The organism is Mycobacterium sp. NGS59 (assembly GCF_059812345.1).
Map to the genome: position 1 here is coordinate 208,951 of NZ_JCALCN010000007.1, position 16,481 is coordinate 225,431.

Annotated in this window: 15 protein-coding genes; 3 read left to right on the forward strand and 12 right to left on the reverse strand. The window is 65.6% G+C overall.

All coding sequences use genetic code 11. From position 1 onward, the window contains the following. Window positions 1-41 precede the first annotated feature (41 nt). The 5 genes from AC5Y46_RS11130 to AC5Y46_RS11150 all read right to left on the reverse strand — a co-directional run bounded on the left by AC5Y46_RS11130 (window position 42) and on the right by AC5Y46_RS11150 (window position 9,558). Window positions 42-5,990: a DUF8616 domain-containing protein gene (locus AC5Y46_RS11130; protein ID WP_499991013.1), complete on the reverse strand. Its 5,949-nt coding sequence runs from the start codon at window positions 5,988-5,990 to the stop codon at window positions 42-44. 63 nt (window positions 5,991-6,053) lie between these two features. Continuing rightward, window positions 6,054-6,335, reverse strand: a complete 282-nt coding sequence (locus AC5Y46_RS11135) for a hypothetical protein (RefSeq protein ID WP_499940899.1) — start codon at window positions 6,333-6,335, stop codon at window positions 6,054-6,056. Between the two features lie 81 nt (window positions 6,336-6,416). After that, window positions 6,417-7,463 carry a hypothetical protein gene (locus AC5Y46_RS11140; protein WP_499940897.1) on the reverse strand — a complete coding sequence of 349 codons (1,047 nt, stop codon included), beginning with the start codon at window positions 7,461-7,463 and terminating at the stop codon, window positions 6,417-6,419. A gap of 35 nt (window positions 7,464-7,498) precedes the next feature. Beyond that, on the reverse strand, window positions 7,499-9,016 hold the full coding sequence (locus AC5Y46_RS11145; RefSeq protein WP_499940896.1) for a hypothetical protein: 1,518 nt from the start codon (window positions 9,014-9,016) through the stop codon (window positions 7,499-7,501). 8 nt (window positions 9,017-9,024) lie between these two features. Then, on the reverse strand, window positions 9,025-9,558 hold the full coding sequence (locus tag AC5Y46_RS11150) for a YbaB/EbfC family nucleoid-associated protein (RefSeq protein ID WP_499940894.1): 534 nt from the start codon (window positions 9,556-9,558) through the stop codon (window positions 9,025-9,027). A gap of 107 nt (window positions 9,559-9,665) precedes the next feature. Between AC5Y46_RS11150 and AC5Y46_RS11155 the strand changes: the two genes are divergently transcribed. The 3 genes from AC5Y46_RS11155 (at window position 9,666) to AC5Y46_RS11165 (ending at window position 12,508) form a co-directional block, all read left to right on the forward strand. Then, window positions 9,666-10,508, forward strand: a complete 843-nt coding sequence (locus AC5Y46_RS11155; protein WP_499940893.1) for a hypothetical protein — start codon at window positions 9,666-9,668, stop codon at window positions 10,506-10,508. Window positions 10,509-10,518: 10 nt separating this feature from the next. After that, window positions 10,519-11,013 (forward strand): hypothetical protein, encoded by a 495-nt coding sequence (locus tag AC5Y46_RS11160; protein WP_499940891.1) that lies wholly within the window; start codon window positions 10,519-10,521, stop codon window positions 11,011-11,013. Window positions 11,014-11,125: 112 nt separating this feature from the next. Then, the gene (locus tag AC5Y46_RS11165; protein ID WP_499940890.1) at window positions 11,126-12,508 is read left to right on the forward strand and encodes a 9-bladed beta-propeller domain-containing protein; all 1,383 of its coding nucleotides are present in this window, start codon (window positions 11,126-11,128) and stop codon (window positions 12,506-12,508) included. 6 nt (window positions 12,509-12,514) lie between these two features. On the opposite strand, the gene AC5Y46_RS11170 is transcribed toward AC5Y46_RS11165, so the two are convergent. From AC5Y46_RS11170 to AC5Y46_RS11200, 7 genes are all read right to left on the reverse strand, one after another. Beyond that, the gene (locus tag AC5Y46_RS11170) at window positions 12,515-13,255 is read right to left on the reverse strand and encodes an ESX secretion-associated protein EspG (RefSeq protein ID WP_499940888.1); all 741 of its coding nucleotides are present in this window, start codon (window positions 13,253-13,255) and stop codon (window positions 12,515-12,517) included. A gap of 56 nt (window positions 13,256-13,311) precedes the next feature. Next, window positions 13,312-14,157 carry a hypothetical protein gene (locus AC5Y46_RS11175; RefSeq protein ID WP_499940887.1) on the reverse strand — a complete coding sequence of 282 codons (846 nt, stop codon included), beginning with the start codon at window positions 14,155-14,157 and terminating at the stop codon, window positions 13,312-13,314. A gap of 543 nt (window positions 14,158-14,700) precedes the next feature. Next, the gene (locus AC5Y46_RS11180; RefSeq protein WP_499940885.1) at window positions 14,701-15,060 is read right to left on the reverse strand and encodes a hypothetical protein; all 360 of its coding nucleotides are present in this window, start codon (window positions 15,058-15,060) and stop codon (window positions 14,701-14,703) included. A gap of 113 nt (window positions 15,061-15,173) precedes the next feature. Beyond that, window positions 15,174-15,464: a hypothetical protein gene (locus AC5Y46_RS11185; protein WP_499991017.1), complete on the reverse strand. Its 291-nt coding sequence runs from the start codon at window positions 15,462-15,464 to the stop codon at window positions 15,174-15,176. 29 nt (window positions 15,465-15,493) lie between these two features. Further along, entirely contained in the window at window positions 15,494-15,784 is a 291-nt protein-coding gene (locus tag AC5Y46_RS11190; RefSeq protein WP_499940882.1) for a hypothetical protein, read from the reverse strand. 78 nt (window positions 15,785-15,862) lie between these two features. Continuing rightward, entirely contained in the window at window positions 15,863-16,165 is a 303-nt protein-coding gene (locus AC5Y46_RS11195; protein ID WP_499940881.1) for a hypothetical protein, read from the reverse strand. A 17-nt stretch (window positions 16,166-16,182) separates the two neighbouring features. Continuing rightward, window positions 16,183-16,410: a WXG100 family type VII secretion target gene (locus tag AC5Y46_RS11200; RefSeq protein WP_499940879.1), complete on the reverse strand. Its 228-nt coding sequence runs from the start codon at window positions 16,408-16,410 to the stop codon at window positions 16,183-16,185. Between the last annotated feature and the right edge of the window lie 71 nt (window positions 16,411-16,481).

Consider the following 16,481-nt stretch of genomic DNA (forward strand, 5'->3'; position numbering starts at 1 on the left):
CGGTTTCCCCGACGATCCTCAGCGACCTGCTGCGACGCAAGTCAACCGCCACGGCCCTCGATCTCCTGCCACTGTGTTTGCCGCCCCGCAGGTCCGGTTGCGGTCGACGGCGCACAATCGGCGGGCTCGGCGTCGCCCCGTGCCGTTTTCGGCCCAGGAACGTTCGGCTCGGCGCCCAACTCGCGATTGATATGCACCTTCCAATGTTCGGTGCCGGTGGGGCCGTGCAGATCAATGTCGAGCGCCGGCTTGCCCGTCGAGCCCGCCGCGCGGCGTTCGCCGACTTTGCTGCCGTCGGGGAGTTCAGTCCACGTGCCCTTGGCTGGGTCTCCATAACGGTTGCGGCCCTCGGTACCGCCCTGAGTCATCCACGTCACGAGTTGCTCCAGGCCATCGAGGGAGCGCACCAGGCGGATACCCTCTCGCGATCCCTCGGGCAGTTGGTCGAGTACGCCCCGGATGTCGGTGGCGCTCGGTCCGGACATCGCTGGAGCTGGTGGGACGGGAGGGGTTTCCGGGGACTCCTCGGGCTGATGATCTCCGTCGACGGTCTGTGCCGCCTGATTGCTCTTGTCGGACTGGGTGTCCCGAGGATGGTGAGGGGGTGAACCTTCGCTCTCCCCTTGGCGGCTGGATTCGTGATGGCGTGTGAGACCGTGTTCGACGCCGACATCTCCACGCAGTCGGCGGGGTAGGTCCGCGTTGCGGTCGCCCAGCGGATGGTCGGTGACCGACCCGTCGGGTACAAATCGGTTCCACTGACCGTCGGGCGGAATGCGCGGTGTCAGTTCGCCATTCGGGCCGCGTTCGAAACCGGTCAGCACCGGTTCCCGCCCATCGGGGAACGTCCACACCGGGCGGTCGGGAGCCGTTACGGGCACACCAAGTTCACGGGCCAGGTCAGCGGCGAAGGGGTGCGTGCCAGCACCGGTGTCGCACGACAGCAGCCGGATCGGTGTCTGCCCGTCCCAGCCGGTTTCGGTCCGCACTACGTCGGCGAATTGGCGCGCCGACATCCGATGCTCGACACCAGCGCCGTCCCGGACCGCTACTGCGTGTGCATCCCCGTGCACGTCGATGGTGAATTCGCCGGCAATAGCGGGCACGTCCCCGGCGGCCGAGCGCATGGTGGCATCTGTTGGGTCGAAGAAGGCCACGCCGGCCTCGGTACGTAACACCGAATCTTCGAACATCCGGGCTGCGACCGCAGGATCCCTGCCGGGCTCGATCGGCGGGCCGGTAGCAGGCGGATCACCGTCGGACTCGCCGCCACGGTGCACCGGCCCAACAGATCCGTCCGGCGGGTCCGGATGCGTGCCATGTTGCGGGGAATCCGGGAACACCCACTCGCCGCCCCTATGCGGAGGCCAGCCGTCCACACCATGGTCACCGAGTTCTTTGGCCGACACCCAAGTCGGTTCGCCCCCGAATTCCTGGAGCCGCGCAACTGTGTGCTTTGACCCGTCCGGGTCGATCCGGATCAATTCCGCTCCGGGCTGCCATTTCCCGTCGATCAGTTGGTATTCGGGGTTGAGACCATGTCCGAAACCTGTATAGCCAGTGCCGGTGTGCGGGGGATCGCCGCCACGAAGATCCTTAGTGTGCGGATCAACGATGCCGAGGTGCGTCGTGATCCGTCCGTTCGGCACAAAAAACTCACCATCCTTGTTGACGCGCCCCTCGATCACGTAAGCGTGATCGGTAGTGGTGAACACCTCGTACGGCGACCACTCTCCGTAGTCCAGCCGCAGCCCGCGCAACAGATCCGACGGCGTGCGCAACCCGGCGGTATCCGACGCCACCGACACACAACCACCGGCATCATCGGCCTTGTACGGCCCGCCGCCGCCATACTCCGAACCCGGATTCGCGACCTGGTCCAGAATCGATTTCACCGCCGATTCGCCGATCACCTTCTGGATCACGTCCGAGGGCCCCGGATGGGGATGGGCCATCCGCGCCTCGTACATCATTTGCAGATGTTCGGTGCTGAACGTGGCGACCAGTTCGTCGCGGCCCACCACCGCCGCACGTTCCTGCATCGCCATGAAGTCATCGAGGCTGACTCCGTAACGCTCCAGCACCGGCATGACCGCATCGACCGGGTCCGGTCGCGCGGGGAGTACATCGGGGGGTGCGGCCTCCCCATCAAGGCGCGGATCGAGGTCCGGGAAGACACCGTCGTGGTCGGGAAGTCGTTGCCCGATCGCGTCAGCAGACTCGATGCGGAAGTTCGGCTCCGCGTGCGGTGTGCGCTCGAAGGGGTGCGTCGGCGTTCCGTCCGGATTGAACGTGACGATCTTGCGTCCGGCCACGCTTGCGTCCTCGGGCAGGTGCGGCACGACGGTCACGGCACCGTTGTCGAATACCCGCACCCCGTCGGGATGGGGCTCGACGATGGTCAGGTGCGCACCGGGGTGCCCGGGGGGCAGGGCGGCAAGGTCGTAATAGTCGACGACCCACACCGACTTTCTCTGCCGCAGAGCGTCATTGATGTCTGCGGTGGTCGCGTCGCGGAGCAAGCCGCCGAGCGCTCTTTCCAATTCCGCCGACGGCACACCCCGTCCGTTGTGGTCGCCGATCTCGCCGATCCGGGCGTCCGGGTGGTGTTGGGAGAACCACTCGGCACCCTGGCGCACGCATTCGCCGGGACCCGGGTACCCGGTCGCCGGTTCAGCAGGCCGTGACGCCGCCGGATCGCCGGTGAACCGGTGCTGCGGGTCGTGGGGCGCTTCCAGGGTGAGCTTGTCGGCGTTGTTGGTGACGATCTTGCCGAGGTTGTCCAGTGACTCGCTGACCCGGACGTGGGGATCTTCGCGCAAGGACACGGGTCTGCCGTCCGGGCCGATTACCTCGGAGGCGAACATGTTGGTGTGCGAGCTGATGGCGCCCGGCAGCTCGGGTGCCTGGAATTCCGCCCGTACCCGCACCCCTCCCCAGAGCGGGTCGGCAGGATCGATGCCCAACCCGAACCGGCCGAGGATCTGTCCCGCCGCCGGATTCGCGAAACTGTTGAGCGCCAAGCTGATCCGGTCCAATGCCCGGCCGGCCCCCTCGAACACCGGGCCGAGCACCGGAATCCGGCCGAACTGGTGCAGCGGGCCGCCGTGGATCGGTAGGTCCGCGATCCTGCCGTATATCGGATAGCCGCGCTGCGGTGAGCTGCCGAATTTCGTGACGATGTCGCGGCTGGAGGATGCGACATAGACCCGCTCTCCGATGCCGAAGTCACGCGCATGCGCCAGTGGCCCGGCGCCCGGCGATCCGGCCAGGGTCACCGAGTGGACGTAATCGCCCAGCCGACCGCCCGTGCCGGCGAACGCTGTGGTCGTCGATCCGTAGGAGTGCCCGATCAGATGGATAGTGGGATTGCTGCCGAAGGAAGCGTGCAACGCGGCGACATCGTGAGCGAGCCGGTGCCCACCGGCTTCGGCGAAGGACGGAGTGATGGTCTGCCCGAGGATGCGCATCCCGGAGGGGGCGTCGTAACCCAGATAGGCCACCGTCAGCCGGGGCGCGTCCGGTTTGAGCTCCGTCGCCCGGATGTGCAGGTTCTCGGCGTCTTTCACGATGCCGTCGAAGGTCAGGGCTGTGCTCCGGATCCCGGGTGTGTAGACCGCGATGTCGCTGGGCGCGCGCAAGTCGCCGATGGCCATGACGACCTCGCCGTCGCCGCCGAACTCGCGCGGGTTGAACCGCAACAGGTGCCTCGGCCCGGCGCCCGGTTCCGGGTCGTACCGTTCGTGCCAGATGCGGTCCACCGCCCGCGTTTCGGCGTCCACCCGAAGGGCGCGCACAGCCTCAGCTGGCATTGCGCGCCGGCTGGTATCCGGCAGGTTCTCGAAGTCCTGCAATCTCGGCCGCGGGTGGTTCTCGGGATCGCGCAGATGCGCATCCATCTTCTGGGCCCAGTCGCGAATCGTCTCCGGACGGCATTCCGGATGTTGCTGCGCAAAGCGCTCCAGCAGGTTGTGCTCGACCAACTTCGCATGCACGTCCGGCGGCAGGCCGCCCTTGAGGTCACCGAGTTCGCTGTGACGGCCCGGCTGCATCTCGTGAGCGACGATCGCCTCGCGCATCGCCGGGTCGAGGTCATTCCAGCGTTGCAGCCGTTGAGCATTCTGTTCATGGATGGCCTGCGTCCAAGCTTTGCTGTTCTTCTCCAGCGGGGCCAACGCGTCGGCGGAGTCGCCTTTGAGGTACTCGATCGTGCGCGCGACGTCCTCGGGGCGCGACGAGTTCCAGGACGAAACCTCTTGTGGGACAGGATGATCGGCGTCAAGCCAGCTACCGGACTCGGGCGCGCCGGCCTTGTCCAGCCGCTCGGGCCCGGGCCGGGACGGATCCGCCGGTGCACCGATGCGGGGGTCGTCGACCGGTCGCGCGCCCGGGCGTTCACCACCGACCCCGTCTCCGGCCGACGACTGCTGGGGTGCGCGGGTCTCGGGTGGAGCGGCCGAATCGTGGTGGGCCGGCCGCAGCGAGTCGCCGGCTCCGCGGGTCACCGCTGGGTCTGCCGACCGCGGGGCGCCGGCCTCGCCGGGGGAGCGAGCCGTACTCGGGTCCGCGGTGGGCACGGTGGCGCGGGACTCGGCGACGTGGGCCACGGGAAGGCCGTTGTGCCCACTCGCCGAGGCGCCTACCGAGGTTGGGTTCGAAGACAAGGAGGCGCCGCGCGGTGACGCCGGCTCAGACCGGGGACCGGCTGCGGAAGGCTCTGCCGCGCGAGTGTCGGGTGCCGGCGGTCGCGTCCCTGTCGCGTCGGTGCCGCCGTGCGGCTGCACTGCGGGTGCGGGATCAGCTGGCACCGCGGGATGGCTGGTCGGGTCCGATCGCGGCGGCGCGCCGTCAAAGTTCGTACGGACACCCGGGTCGATACCGCGGTCGGCGACCGGATCCGCGCGCACCGACATCTGTGCGGGTGCGGGCTGCGAGTCGTGCCCCGGAAGTGACTGCAGGCCTTGCCGGTCGAGGGCCGGCGCGGCGATATCGTGCAGCGGCGCCGCGCCGATGCGGTCGCGGACGAACGAGTCGATCCTTGCTCCCGCTGAACGCATGGCCGGGTCCAGCGCGCTGAAGGCGGCACTGGACTGCAAAACGTGGGAGAGGTCGACTTTCCCCTGTTCGAAATATTGCGCGGCCGCCATCCCACTCGCGTTTGCGGCAAATCCTTCCACGGCATACCCCGCGCCGGTGAGCACGCGCGAGCCGACCGGCCCGACGGCGGCACCCATCGGAGCCGCGATGCGCCCCAGCGCGCCATGCGTCATCCGAGCGACCGGCGCCCCGACGCCACCCATAATTGCTCCCGACAAAGTCGACCTGCCCAGCTGATTCAGATCGAATCCCTGCCGATTACCGGCCGCGATCTCCAACCCCTGTGCCGTGGCGTCGTAGGTGGCCATACTCCCGGCGCCGACCACGGCGCCCTCTCCGACCACCAGGCCCGTCCTGACCGTTGCGTTGACAACGGCCTGCGTCAGCGGTTTCGTGGCCAGTTTGGTCAATACCGTGGCTGCTGCTCTCGCCACGATTTTGCCGACGGCCGTTCGGATCGCGAGCCAGATCGCTGCCCGGGCGACCCCGGCCGCGGCGGCGCTGACGGCCGGAGTCAGGAAGAACGAGATCACCACCGAGGCGGCCAACGCGGTCAGCGCGATGACAAAAGCCTCTTTGGCCGTCTTGATTTCGTCCGCGACGTGACGCAACCGACCTTCCATGTCTTTGAAGTTGGCGATCAGCGCGTCCATCCCACCCGGGATATGGTTGAGGTGCGCAGTCAGGTAGTCGTGGAATTCACCCGAACCGAAGCCTTCGAGCGCCTTGTTGCGGGCACCGTCGATGTCCGGACTGAGCTGCCGCAGTCTCTGGGCCAGCTGGCTCCACTGCTCGGCTTGGGCGCGGCAGGCGTCTTCGTCACCGCCGGGCCACTCCACGCCGACAATTTGTTCCAGCAGCCAGCGCAGTGCCGAAGGACATTCCATCCCCATGGTTCAGACGCCCCGCGCCGGCCACGCATGAAAGCGCGTCACAACGTTCGACCTAGACCCTCATCAGGTCAGGTTGCGGCTTTGCTCGCTGATGACGTTGGCCGCTTGGGTCAAGACCGGTTCGACGGACCCCACTGTCGTCTGGTAATCACTCGCCTGCTGTTGGACTTCTCGGCGGTCGGGCTCGAAATGTTGGTTGAATGCGTCACCGATTTCGCCGCCACCCCACGGCCTGTCGGTGATCTGCGCCGCCGCATCGGCCACCGACCTCAATGTTTCGGCCGCCTCCTGCCAGCCTCTGGCCGCTGCACGCGCCGCCGGCTCGTGGAAATCGAATGTGCTCACCACAGCCCCCTCGACAGTTCACATTCCTGAATCGTCATCGTAAGGCACCGTCCCGGCAATAAATCGCACGGAATTCGGCCGTCAGACGCGTGGGTAATAGCCGCTGTAGATGCGCAGTTCGAAATTGCCGACGCTTCCGGGATCGGTGATCGTGGCCATCAAGCCATCCCGGACATGGACGTCGACGCGAGCCCGTCCTGGCTGCTCGCCCTTGGTCACCGTGACCAAGCCGACGTAAGGCCGGGCGCGTTGCCAGAGCTGCTCCTCGCCAGCGTCCAACGTCACCGGCGCTGTCATTTCGTAACCCTCGTAGCCGGCGTCGCCAGACCGGCCTTCGCCCGGCTGCCAGTCGCCGTCGGTCGCCGGACCGACCGTGAAACCGAGAAACGCGCCCCAGTTCTGTACCTCGGCGAGCGTTCGCCGCGCGGCTGCGGGAACCGCGTCACGCGGTATGCGGCGCCGGCCGGGCTCCTCGTCGTACACGATCGGCCCGCGCTCGTCGGCCGGATCCAGCGGCCAGTGCCGGGACCCGACGGTGCCGGGCCAGTCGTGGCCGGCCTCGAGGTAGCGCCGGAAATAAGTGGCGCTGGTGACCACGATTTTGGCCGTGTTCGACGCGTGCGGCCGTTCCGGCACCTGCAGCGAAATCCGTGAGCCGTACGGCCCGGCCAGATAACGGGGCCGCCAGGCCGGATGCAACTCCGGAACCGGATACGGGGCGTTCACCTTCGGCAGGATCCGTTCGGCAAGCAGCCAGGAATCCACCGCGTCGCGCGGAACCGCCACCGCACTGCTCAGATACACGCCGTTGGAGTCGGTCGCGCTGATGAACAGGCGTTTGCGCCCGCCCCACGGCATCACTCCCGGCTCCTGGGCAAGCCAGGAATGGACCGGTCGGATGCCCTCGTCGGCCAGCGCCGCAACGATCTCCCGGATGAACAACACCCCGAACGCGCTGACCGCGTTGGCCTGCTGCCAGGTCAACCACCGCCGGCTGGACACCGAGCCGTCGGCGCAGCCGGGCAGATCGACCACCGGCACCGGCTCTTCGTGGGCATGCCCGAAACCCGACCGCAACTGCGCCCACGACCATTCGGCGAACCCGTATTCATTCCAGGGCTTCGGCACCCGCTGAGCTTACGGCGGACGGGCCAACGGATATTTCAGCGCTGGCCGCGGACCCGGCTCGCGAAACGGGACGCGAAGTCGAAGAACATCTTCTCCGGGTCGTGCATCGTCGTCGGCTCGACCACCGCGTCGTCCGCGACCAGGAAGATCGTCGCATCGATCTGGATCTCACCGGGCGCCACCGGCACATACAGGTCCCAACCGCCGTCGATGCGGACAGCGCGCAGCTGGTCGACCGGGTAGCCGCGCGTGGTGAAGCCGTGGTCACGGCAGTAGTCGCGCACCAGCGCGGTGGCGGTGGCCTGATCGATCGGCGGGAACGACGGAAGCAGCACATCGGCCGCGTCGAGCTGGGCCAGCGCCTCAGCCATGTCGAAACCCGGCGGCACTTGGTGGGCGAACAGTTCGCCGAGATGCCGCTCCGTGCAGATCCCGGCCTCGCCGGCACGCACCAACCGCGCGGGCGCCTGCGCGGTTGCCTCAGTGAACTGCACGCCGATGCGTCCCAACACCCGAGTGATCAGACTCGCGGTGCTGTTCACCGACCAGACTCCGGGGACTCCGCGCACGATCTCTTCGGTCGCTGTCCACGGCGGTTCAACCCCGGCCAGCGCGGCGGCCTCGGGAAGCTCGGCCCGATGCCAGTGCCCCGCGTGCCACCAATAGCAGAACGACAGCATCCCCGATGCCGCTCGCGGATCCAGATAGAGGTTGTGCAGCCAGGTCGGGGCACCTCGGTACAGGTCCGGCCAGGTGATCGCGCCCTGATAGGCCGCCGAGAGCAGCCGGGAGTCGTTGCGCCCGCCGGACAGCACCGCCCGATCGCCCGGCAGACGAGCCAGGATGCAGCCGCCGGCGTCGCCGGTGTGGGCTTGGAACGAGGGGTCGGTGCGCGGGCCGACCGTCGCTCCCGAACCGCGACAGATCGCGGCCAGGACCGCGATCCGCGCCCACAACAACGGCAGCGGCGGGATCTCGTCGTCGGCCAGAGCGACGTCGCCGAAGCCGACAGTCGCGCTGTTGCGAGCCTCGGCGGCGCTGCGCATCTGCTGACCCTCGTTACCGATATGCGCCAGCAACCACAGCGGCAGGTCGGCTCGCGGATATTGCTGAAGATCCCGCGAATACGCGTCGCTGGAAAGTAGCTGATCGGGTGGTAATTGGTTGTCCCCGTAGTCGAAACCGATCCGCAGCGTGCCGGTGTTGTCACATTCGAACAACAACCGCAGCCAGGGACCTGCCGACCCGGCGGTGACCGCGCGGTGCACCCGGATCGGTTCCAGCGCACTGGCGGCGACCGGGATCCTGACATTGCCGTCTGGTGTTTCGGCCAGCACCTGTGCGATCTCTTCGCCGCCGGCCATGCTGAACGCGCCGTGCAACATCGTCCAGCCCGCCGGCGCCAATCCCGCCAGCGCTTGTACGGTCCGCTCCACCAACACTTTTGGGTCTTGGTCGGTAGCGGGCTGCTCGTCGACGACCACGGGGATGCCGGAGTCGGCAAGTGCGTCCGCGGCGTACCTCAACGGGTCGGTGTCCCTAGGATCGGTCATTTGGCCAGTCAACCCCGGTCTGAAACTCTCACGTGCCATTCCCCGTCGTCGCGGTCGTCTTCCTGCGATCCCGCAGCCAACTTCGCGACGGCGGCGCGGCGTTCGGGCGAATCGGGCGCCGACAGCGGCACCGTCGGATTGAGTTGTTGGTACTGCGGAAGCTCGTCGAGCGGCCGTAGCTCCGAGGATCCGAAAGCCCCCAAAGCCGAGGCCTGTTGAAACAGACCCGCCTGCAGTGCCTCGGTCTTCTCCTGCACCTTCGCCGCCGCAGCCTGGGCGGCTCGCACCACCGCGTCGGCCACTTCAGCCGGCGTGGCCTCAGCGAAGCGCCGTTCGTCGAATTCAGCCTGGATCACCACGTTGCGCGCGTTCACCCAAATCCGAGCCAGACCGTTGGGAGACGTGGCGTCGGCGGTCTCGACCGCAACCCGCTGCGCGGATTCGGCTGCCGCGGACTGCAACTTCTGCAAACCGGCCAACATCTCGTCGATCTCGGGATCGCCGGTGGCCTCCCCGTCGAAAATTCCGTCAAACAGTCCCATCCGGTTCCCTCCTGCCCGCCGACGGCAACCTCGAACCATTCTGGCATCACCTGGCGCGGGTAATTCACGCAGGAATTTGCCGGATGCGGCCGGATTAGGCTTGCCCGGTGAGCATGGACGCCGACGTAGCGGGGGCGGGGGACGAGCGCGGGTTGGTCGAGGATGCGGTGCGGCTGTTGTTGGCGCAGCTACCGACGGGATGGCGCTGCCTGCACGCCGAGGTCGAACCCGCCGCGCTCCCGGTCATCGCGCTGGCCACCGCCACGGGCGGTGCCGGCGAATCACATCCGGTGGAGGTCCCGCCGCGGGTGATCGACTTGCTGGCCGAGCATCAGCGCAGGGCCGCCTCGACGGGAGAGTCCTGGCGGCGGATGATCATCGACTGCGACAGCGACCGGACGCTGTCGGTACGCACTGAACCCGTTGTGTCCGTTACGGGTTCGCGCCGACCGCGACGGTGGCCGGTGCCGGTGTTGGCTGCCGTCACGTTGGGTTGTTTCGGCGCAGCGGCCGTCGTATACGTGACGGGGCGGGCGGAAGATCCGCCACCGCGCGCGGGGCTCATTCCACTGCCGCCGCGCCCGGCCCGCCAACAGGAAGCCGCCGACGTGATTGCCCGCTGGGTCGACGCCGAAAATCACGCCGATGTCGCGACGATGCGCGAATTGGCTTGTGCTGAACCGGCGCCGTCGGTGCAGAGGTGGTTCGCCTCTCTCCAAGAATTCGGCCAGCGTCAGGGCCTGGTGTTCCCCGATGCCGTCACCGAGTTCCGCGACGAAGGATCGCGCGTCTGGGTGACGGTCGCGGTCCGGGTCCGCCCGCTGAACGAAACACAGCAGCAGGAAGTGCAGGCGGTCCAGGAGGAAGGCGGGTTCTTCGACGACAACTTCACGCTCGGCGATGAGGGCGGTGCGCTGAAGGTATGCGACGTGTCCATGGCGCGGAGCTGAGTCGCGACTCATGGATCACGACGACGTCGACCAGCGCTCACGGGCGGCCGGGCGCCGGCACCGGTTGGCGGTGTGGCTGTGGGGGGCGGCTGCCCTGGTGGCCGCAGCGGTATTGGTGGTCGCGATCGTCGAACGAAAACCCAAGAGCGACATCACCTTACGGCCGATGGCGGCCGACGAGTCCATGACGGACGAGCAGGCGCGGGTGGTCGCGATCAACACGGTGCGGGTGTGGGTGCGGGAACGCAACGAACGGCACCTGGCCAACCTGAAGGAATTGTCGTGCCCTGACCCACCGGGCATGGTGGGCCGCGAGATCGAAGCCATCAAGGCGGGCAAGCCTGATGGGCGGGAAATGCGAGTGGTCGCCACGGGTGCGTTGAATCGGCGCGGGCCGGTGTGGGGCCTCAATACCCATCTGGCGAATCAGAGCATGGTGTTTGTGTTGAAAGTTGCCGACGGCGAGTTGCGGGTCTGCGCGATCGGTTCGGCGCCGGTGCCGTGAGGGGGATTTGGTGACGGAACCGGGTGCGCCGGACGGGTTTCGGTGGGTGCAACCAAGCAGAGGCGAGTCCTCGGGTTCGGCGACCGGCGGCGGCGACCGGCGGTGGTGGTGGGTGGCGGCGGTCGTCGCCGTGGTCATCGTCACCGGCGTCGGCGCCGTGGTGTGGTGGCAGACGGGTGGTCACGACACGGCTTCCGCTAAGGGCAGCGATGCTCCCGCGGAGGCGCCGATCGGCACCCCGAAGGATCGGCTGATCGGATTTCCGCTGAACCGCCAGCCGGTGCCGGCCTGGCAGCTCAGCGCTGCGCAGATCGGATTGCCCCCCGAGGCCAAGATCGGCGATCTCTTCGCCGCGGTCGGCGACAAAGCCTTCCTCGTGGCTTCCTATTGCGAGAAACCGCGGTGTTTGAATCCGATGGGGTGGGTCTACGGAGTCGACACCCGCAAAGGGGAGCTGGCGTTCCCGCCCATCGCGCTGAACGGGTTCTACGGCAAGACTGACGACTGCGCCCTCAATGGCCCGTCCACCGCGGTGTGCATCAACCCCGACTGCGAACAGGCCCGCTACTGTCTGGGCCGGGAGCGGGTGTGGGTCATCGACGTCGATCGCGGCGCGGTGAAGTTCACCGGCCCCCCGCAGGTGCACAGCTACAACAGTCCCGGCGAGCCTCGGCTGAGGGCGATCGGCAGCCGGCACGGAGAGACGCGGTTGGTTGCTGCCGCCAAAGGCAAAGGTGTCTACGGGGTTGGGGATCATGCCGAACCGACCTGGTTCCTGCCGGGCAGCGGCGAGATAAATGAATTCAACAATTATCAGACCACGGATTCGGCACCTCTGACTATCGGCATGCAGGCCGCCGATTCTTTGCTGGGGCAGGGCATACGAATGTTTTCCCTGGATGGCGTCGATCTGACCCCGACTCCGCCGCAGGGTCTCAGCCTGGGTTACGCCGAGGCGTACATCGGTGGATTCGCTTACGAGTTCAGAACTTCCCGCGATGGCAACGCCGGTGTAGCGCTGTATGACACTGCCGGTCACCAGATCGCTGTGATACCAGATGCGATCCGACCGCAGCCGAACCTGGTCATGCCGAGTGTTCTCGGTGGCGGCGGTCTGCGGATCTACACTGCCGCAGGCAAACTCGTCACCCAACTGCCCACGTCGGGCAACGGCTACCAGACGATCGACACAAAACTCTATGTCGGCGGCATCAATCGGTGGCAGGGATGGGACCTGCTTACCGGACAAAGCGGCCCGGTCTGCGACATGGAACTCGGCGAACCCTACGTCGGATCTGATGGCGCCACCATCATTACCAGGATCGTTGACATTGACGAGGCGTCGTCGCGCCGCAAATTTGTCGCGGTTGATCCGTCGACCTGTCAGACCCTTTGGGAGATCTCCGGCGATCCGTCCCCTTCCCTCGCCAAGGCCGGGACCGCGCTCATTGAAATGACCGAAGACGCTGTCATCGGACTGCGGGCCCCTGGCTGACCGGGACTAGTGAGACAGATCCCGAGCCTGCCGTATCGCGGCCACATCTTCGGCGATCAGTTCATCTATCCGTCTAATGAGCGTGCGGGGGCTCATCGGCGTCAAGTGCGTGAATCCCGGTCCATAGATGTAGTCGCCGTCGTCGTTGATCTGCACCCACACCACAGCTTTTTTGCTGCGATCGAATCCGTGCTCACGGGGCGGCTGCCAGCGGCTTTGTATCCGAGCGAACATCGCCACGTCGGCACGTGACAGCGACACCTCAGCGGGCAAGCCGACCTGCTGCTGAACCACTATGTCGGCCCCGGCGTCGTCGGTGCGCCTACCCCCGAGGTCGGGGATGGTGACCTTCGGATGCTTCCCTGGCCTGGTCAGGGGAGAGCACGCGGTGATCGCCGCGCCAAGTTCGTATGGCGGCAAGGTGTAGACGTCGACCACATCCTCATCGGATTGCTGCGCCGCCAGGAAACCGTACTGGTCCAAGCGGTGCGCGACGATCCGCTCCCGGCGCGCAGTCGGCGTATCGACCGTGCATTCCACTCGCAGGTCAGCATTGACGTAGGTGGTGAACCACTGTCTGAATCCGACCAGATCCCCGTGCATGACGCGGTCGACGACGTCGGTGGCGTAGGCGGTGTATTCATCGAGATCGGCGAACGGCGACGAACGGGTGTGCGCAAGGGGATGTGGCATGAATTCGCGGCCATGGGCTTCGCTGAGTGCATCCACGCCGACAACTTGGATCATCCCTAATTGATTGAGCGACGCCCGGTCCACGCCTTCGGAGAATACGGTGGTGCGACTCAGTTCTTTTTGTCCGGAACGGGTTCCGTGGCGTCTTCGCCGACGACCTGCACGACGGCATCGCCCTCGCTGATCATCCCGTGCTTGTTGTGGTGAAGCGCCTTGCTTACCTTGTGCACTTTGTCGGCTCCGCCGCCTCGAGGGCCCGCGACCGGGGCGCCGGCACCGGGTGCCCCGGAGGTACCGCTGCTGACACCTGCGCGGGATGCAGGGGCTGCGGTCTTGCTTCCCGCGGCCAGATCGGCGGCCGGTTTGGCGGTCATGAGCCCCGGCCTTCCCGCTCCTCCCGACCCACCTGACTTGGCGCCGCCGGAGCCTCCGGACTTGCCTGCGCCGGTGAGGCCGTTGGGTCCTAGGCTCAGCGCACCTTCGGGCAGCTTGGCGTTCTTCTGTTTGAGTGCTTCGCTCAGCGCTTGCTGCGCGGCGGCGGCGCCCTGCTGCCCAGCGTTGGCCCCCTGTTGCGCAGCCTGCTGCACTCCCTGTCCCGCCTGTTGTGCCGCATTCCCGGCGGCGTCACCGATCCCGTTGAGTCCGCCGTTTGCCGGACTCGCCGAGCCCGGATAAGCCGCCGACGGAAGAGTCGATTCGCCCGGCAGCGTGGGTATACCCAGGCCGCCGCCAGGTAGCCCGGTTCCGGGCACCCCCGGCGCACCTCCCGCCGGCATGGGGGTCGGCGTCCCCGACGGCATGGTCGGAACGGTCGGTGCCGGCGGCAGATCGGGATGGTTGTAGCCGATCATGTCGATCGGCGGGTTATACGAATCTCGGATCGTCACTTGGGTGGCCCAATTCAACGAGTCGACCGTCTGTTGGTCGTGGGTGTCGAAACGACCATCCCGACTCACGAACCACTCTTGGGTCCGGCTCATATCCTGGGAGAACATATCGACGAGAAAACCCATCCGCTGCGCGCCGCTGGCTGAATGCTGAAGACTGCGCAGAAGGTCCTTCACCCTGTTACGGATGGCATTGGCAGTGGCTCCCTGCATCTGGTCGTTCCCATCGATGATGGGCGCCAACTCACTTGCCGCTCTCTGCACAGCGGTGCCGGCGTCGCTCCATTTACCATGCTGGTTTGGCGCTACGTCGCTATTGGCTCCTATTATTCCGTCTCTGCCCTCTACGAACGTCGTAATATACGCCAGAGCTACGCGCCGGTACTGTTTACGGGCGTCTGTTCCACCTCTGGCATTTAGCTCGTTTATGTTTCCGGCGATATCGAAGATCTGGGAAGTAGGCTTCAGTAAGGGAAGGGGCTGCAATAATCCAGTCGGAGTGAGTACCGCCGGATTGCTGTCGAAATCTGGTCCGTACGGGTCGTTTCCGTTGCCGACTGTCCACGACATGCGTTAACTCTCTTATTTTTGTGCTTATTTTATGCGCAGCCGTCAGCGGCCAGATTGAACCCTGATCCGGTCGAACGCTGACTGAATTATTTCTTGGATTGCTACCGCTACCTCCAAGCCGCTTTGGATATTGTCTTTAACCCTTTTGCCCGAGTCGTTGAGATTGCTTGCCGTTTGTAGTGCAGAGGCATATGCGGCACTCACGTTGCCGACATCGACGTGATTGGCGGCTACCAACCCGTGCGCTTGCCGGAGATCTTCGACGACCCTGTCGATAGCCCTCTTCCAGTCGGCCAAACCAACTTCACCCACCTCGACGAGCAGTTGGTCGGGTGACTGCTGCCGGACTTGGTCGGCATAGCCGCGCAATTGCTCGATCGACGGCGGATTGTCACCACTCATGGCGATCCCTTCTGCTCAGGCGAAAACGGTTGATGCCGACAGGCCCTATCCCACGCCTTCGTTGACGCCGGCCGTCGCGGAACGAGTGCGGCTCGGCGGCCGACGCCCCCCGGCTAGATGTTGCTCAACCGCTGGTCCAGGCTGAACATGTCGTGGAGTTCACCCGGCGCGGTCTCGGCAAGCAACTTGATGAGCTGCTGATGCACGTCCTCGAACTTTTCGTTGATGATCCGATGGTGCTCGGAGATGGAGGCTGAGGCACCCGCCACGAATACCTGCGGTATCTGGGTCTGGAACACATGGTTGATTTCTTGTGCCAAACTGCCGGCTTGCTGGATCACGCCGTGCGCTTCCTCGTATTGCGTCAAGGCCGCCGGGTCGTAATGAACGTCAGCGTCAGACATGTTGGATCCTTTCGTCGTTGATTGTGCTGCTAGGCGGGCATCGGCATCGGAGCATGCCCGGCCTGTTGCAGGAGAGCGTTTCCCTTCTGGTAAACCTCGTCCCTCGTCTGCGTCATTTGGTTGACGATCTCTCTGAGATCGCTTTCGAGGTGGTTCGCGTCATTCATGATCGCGGTGGCGTTATCGCTGACATGCAACCGCTTCACGTTTTCGAGCACCTCGACCATCTGGTCGATGTGATGCCGCGTATTGGTCAGGCAGTCTTGCACGCTGCTCATCGCGCTGCTGACTGCCGGAACATTAATGCTTACTGTTCCCATTGGGACTCCTTATTGTCGTTTCTGGATATGCGCGACGGGCCACTTCGCGGGGATTTCACGAAAGGCGGCCGGCCGAAATCAGCCGAGGATATTTGCTGCTTGCCGCTGGTCGAGTTGCTGCACGTAGTCGTGCTGATTGACCGCGTGCGCATGCGTCTGGTGCAGATCCTGGATGATCCCGTCCATCCTGGTGGAGATGTCCTGCCGCCTGGTCTGCATTGCCTCGGCGCCCTGACCGTGATAGGCCTCCTCGACGAGGACCTGGAACAGTTTGTCGACCTGTGTGCGCATGTCTTCGGCGTCCCGCGTGGCGTTCTGAATCACGTCCAGAATCTCGCGGTTCGTGTCGAACTCGTATTTGATTTCGTCGTTGTAACCCATCGTTGAAACCTTTCTTGTCAGGCGTCGGCGCCGACGTGCTCTTGGATGTTCTGCTTGCCCATCTCGGCGAGTTCGGTGGTTTCGTCGAAGATTCTGGTGAGATCGGCGACGTGCTCGTGCATGGCCGCTTGGAACTTGGCTCCTTGATTGCCGAGCCAGGTGCCCCCCAACACCTCGACCTCGCTTCTGACCTTGTTGATCAGTGCATGGGTGTCCTGCAGGGTGTTGTCGATCTTGTGTTTCACTGCGTCAGCTTGGGATTGTGAGACGAAGAACGTCATATCTCGCTCCAAATTTTGTGTGCTCGGCGTCGCCG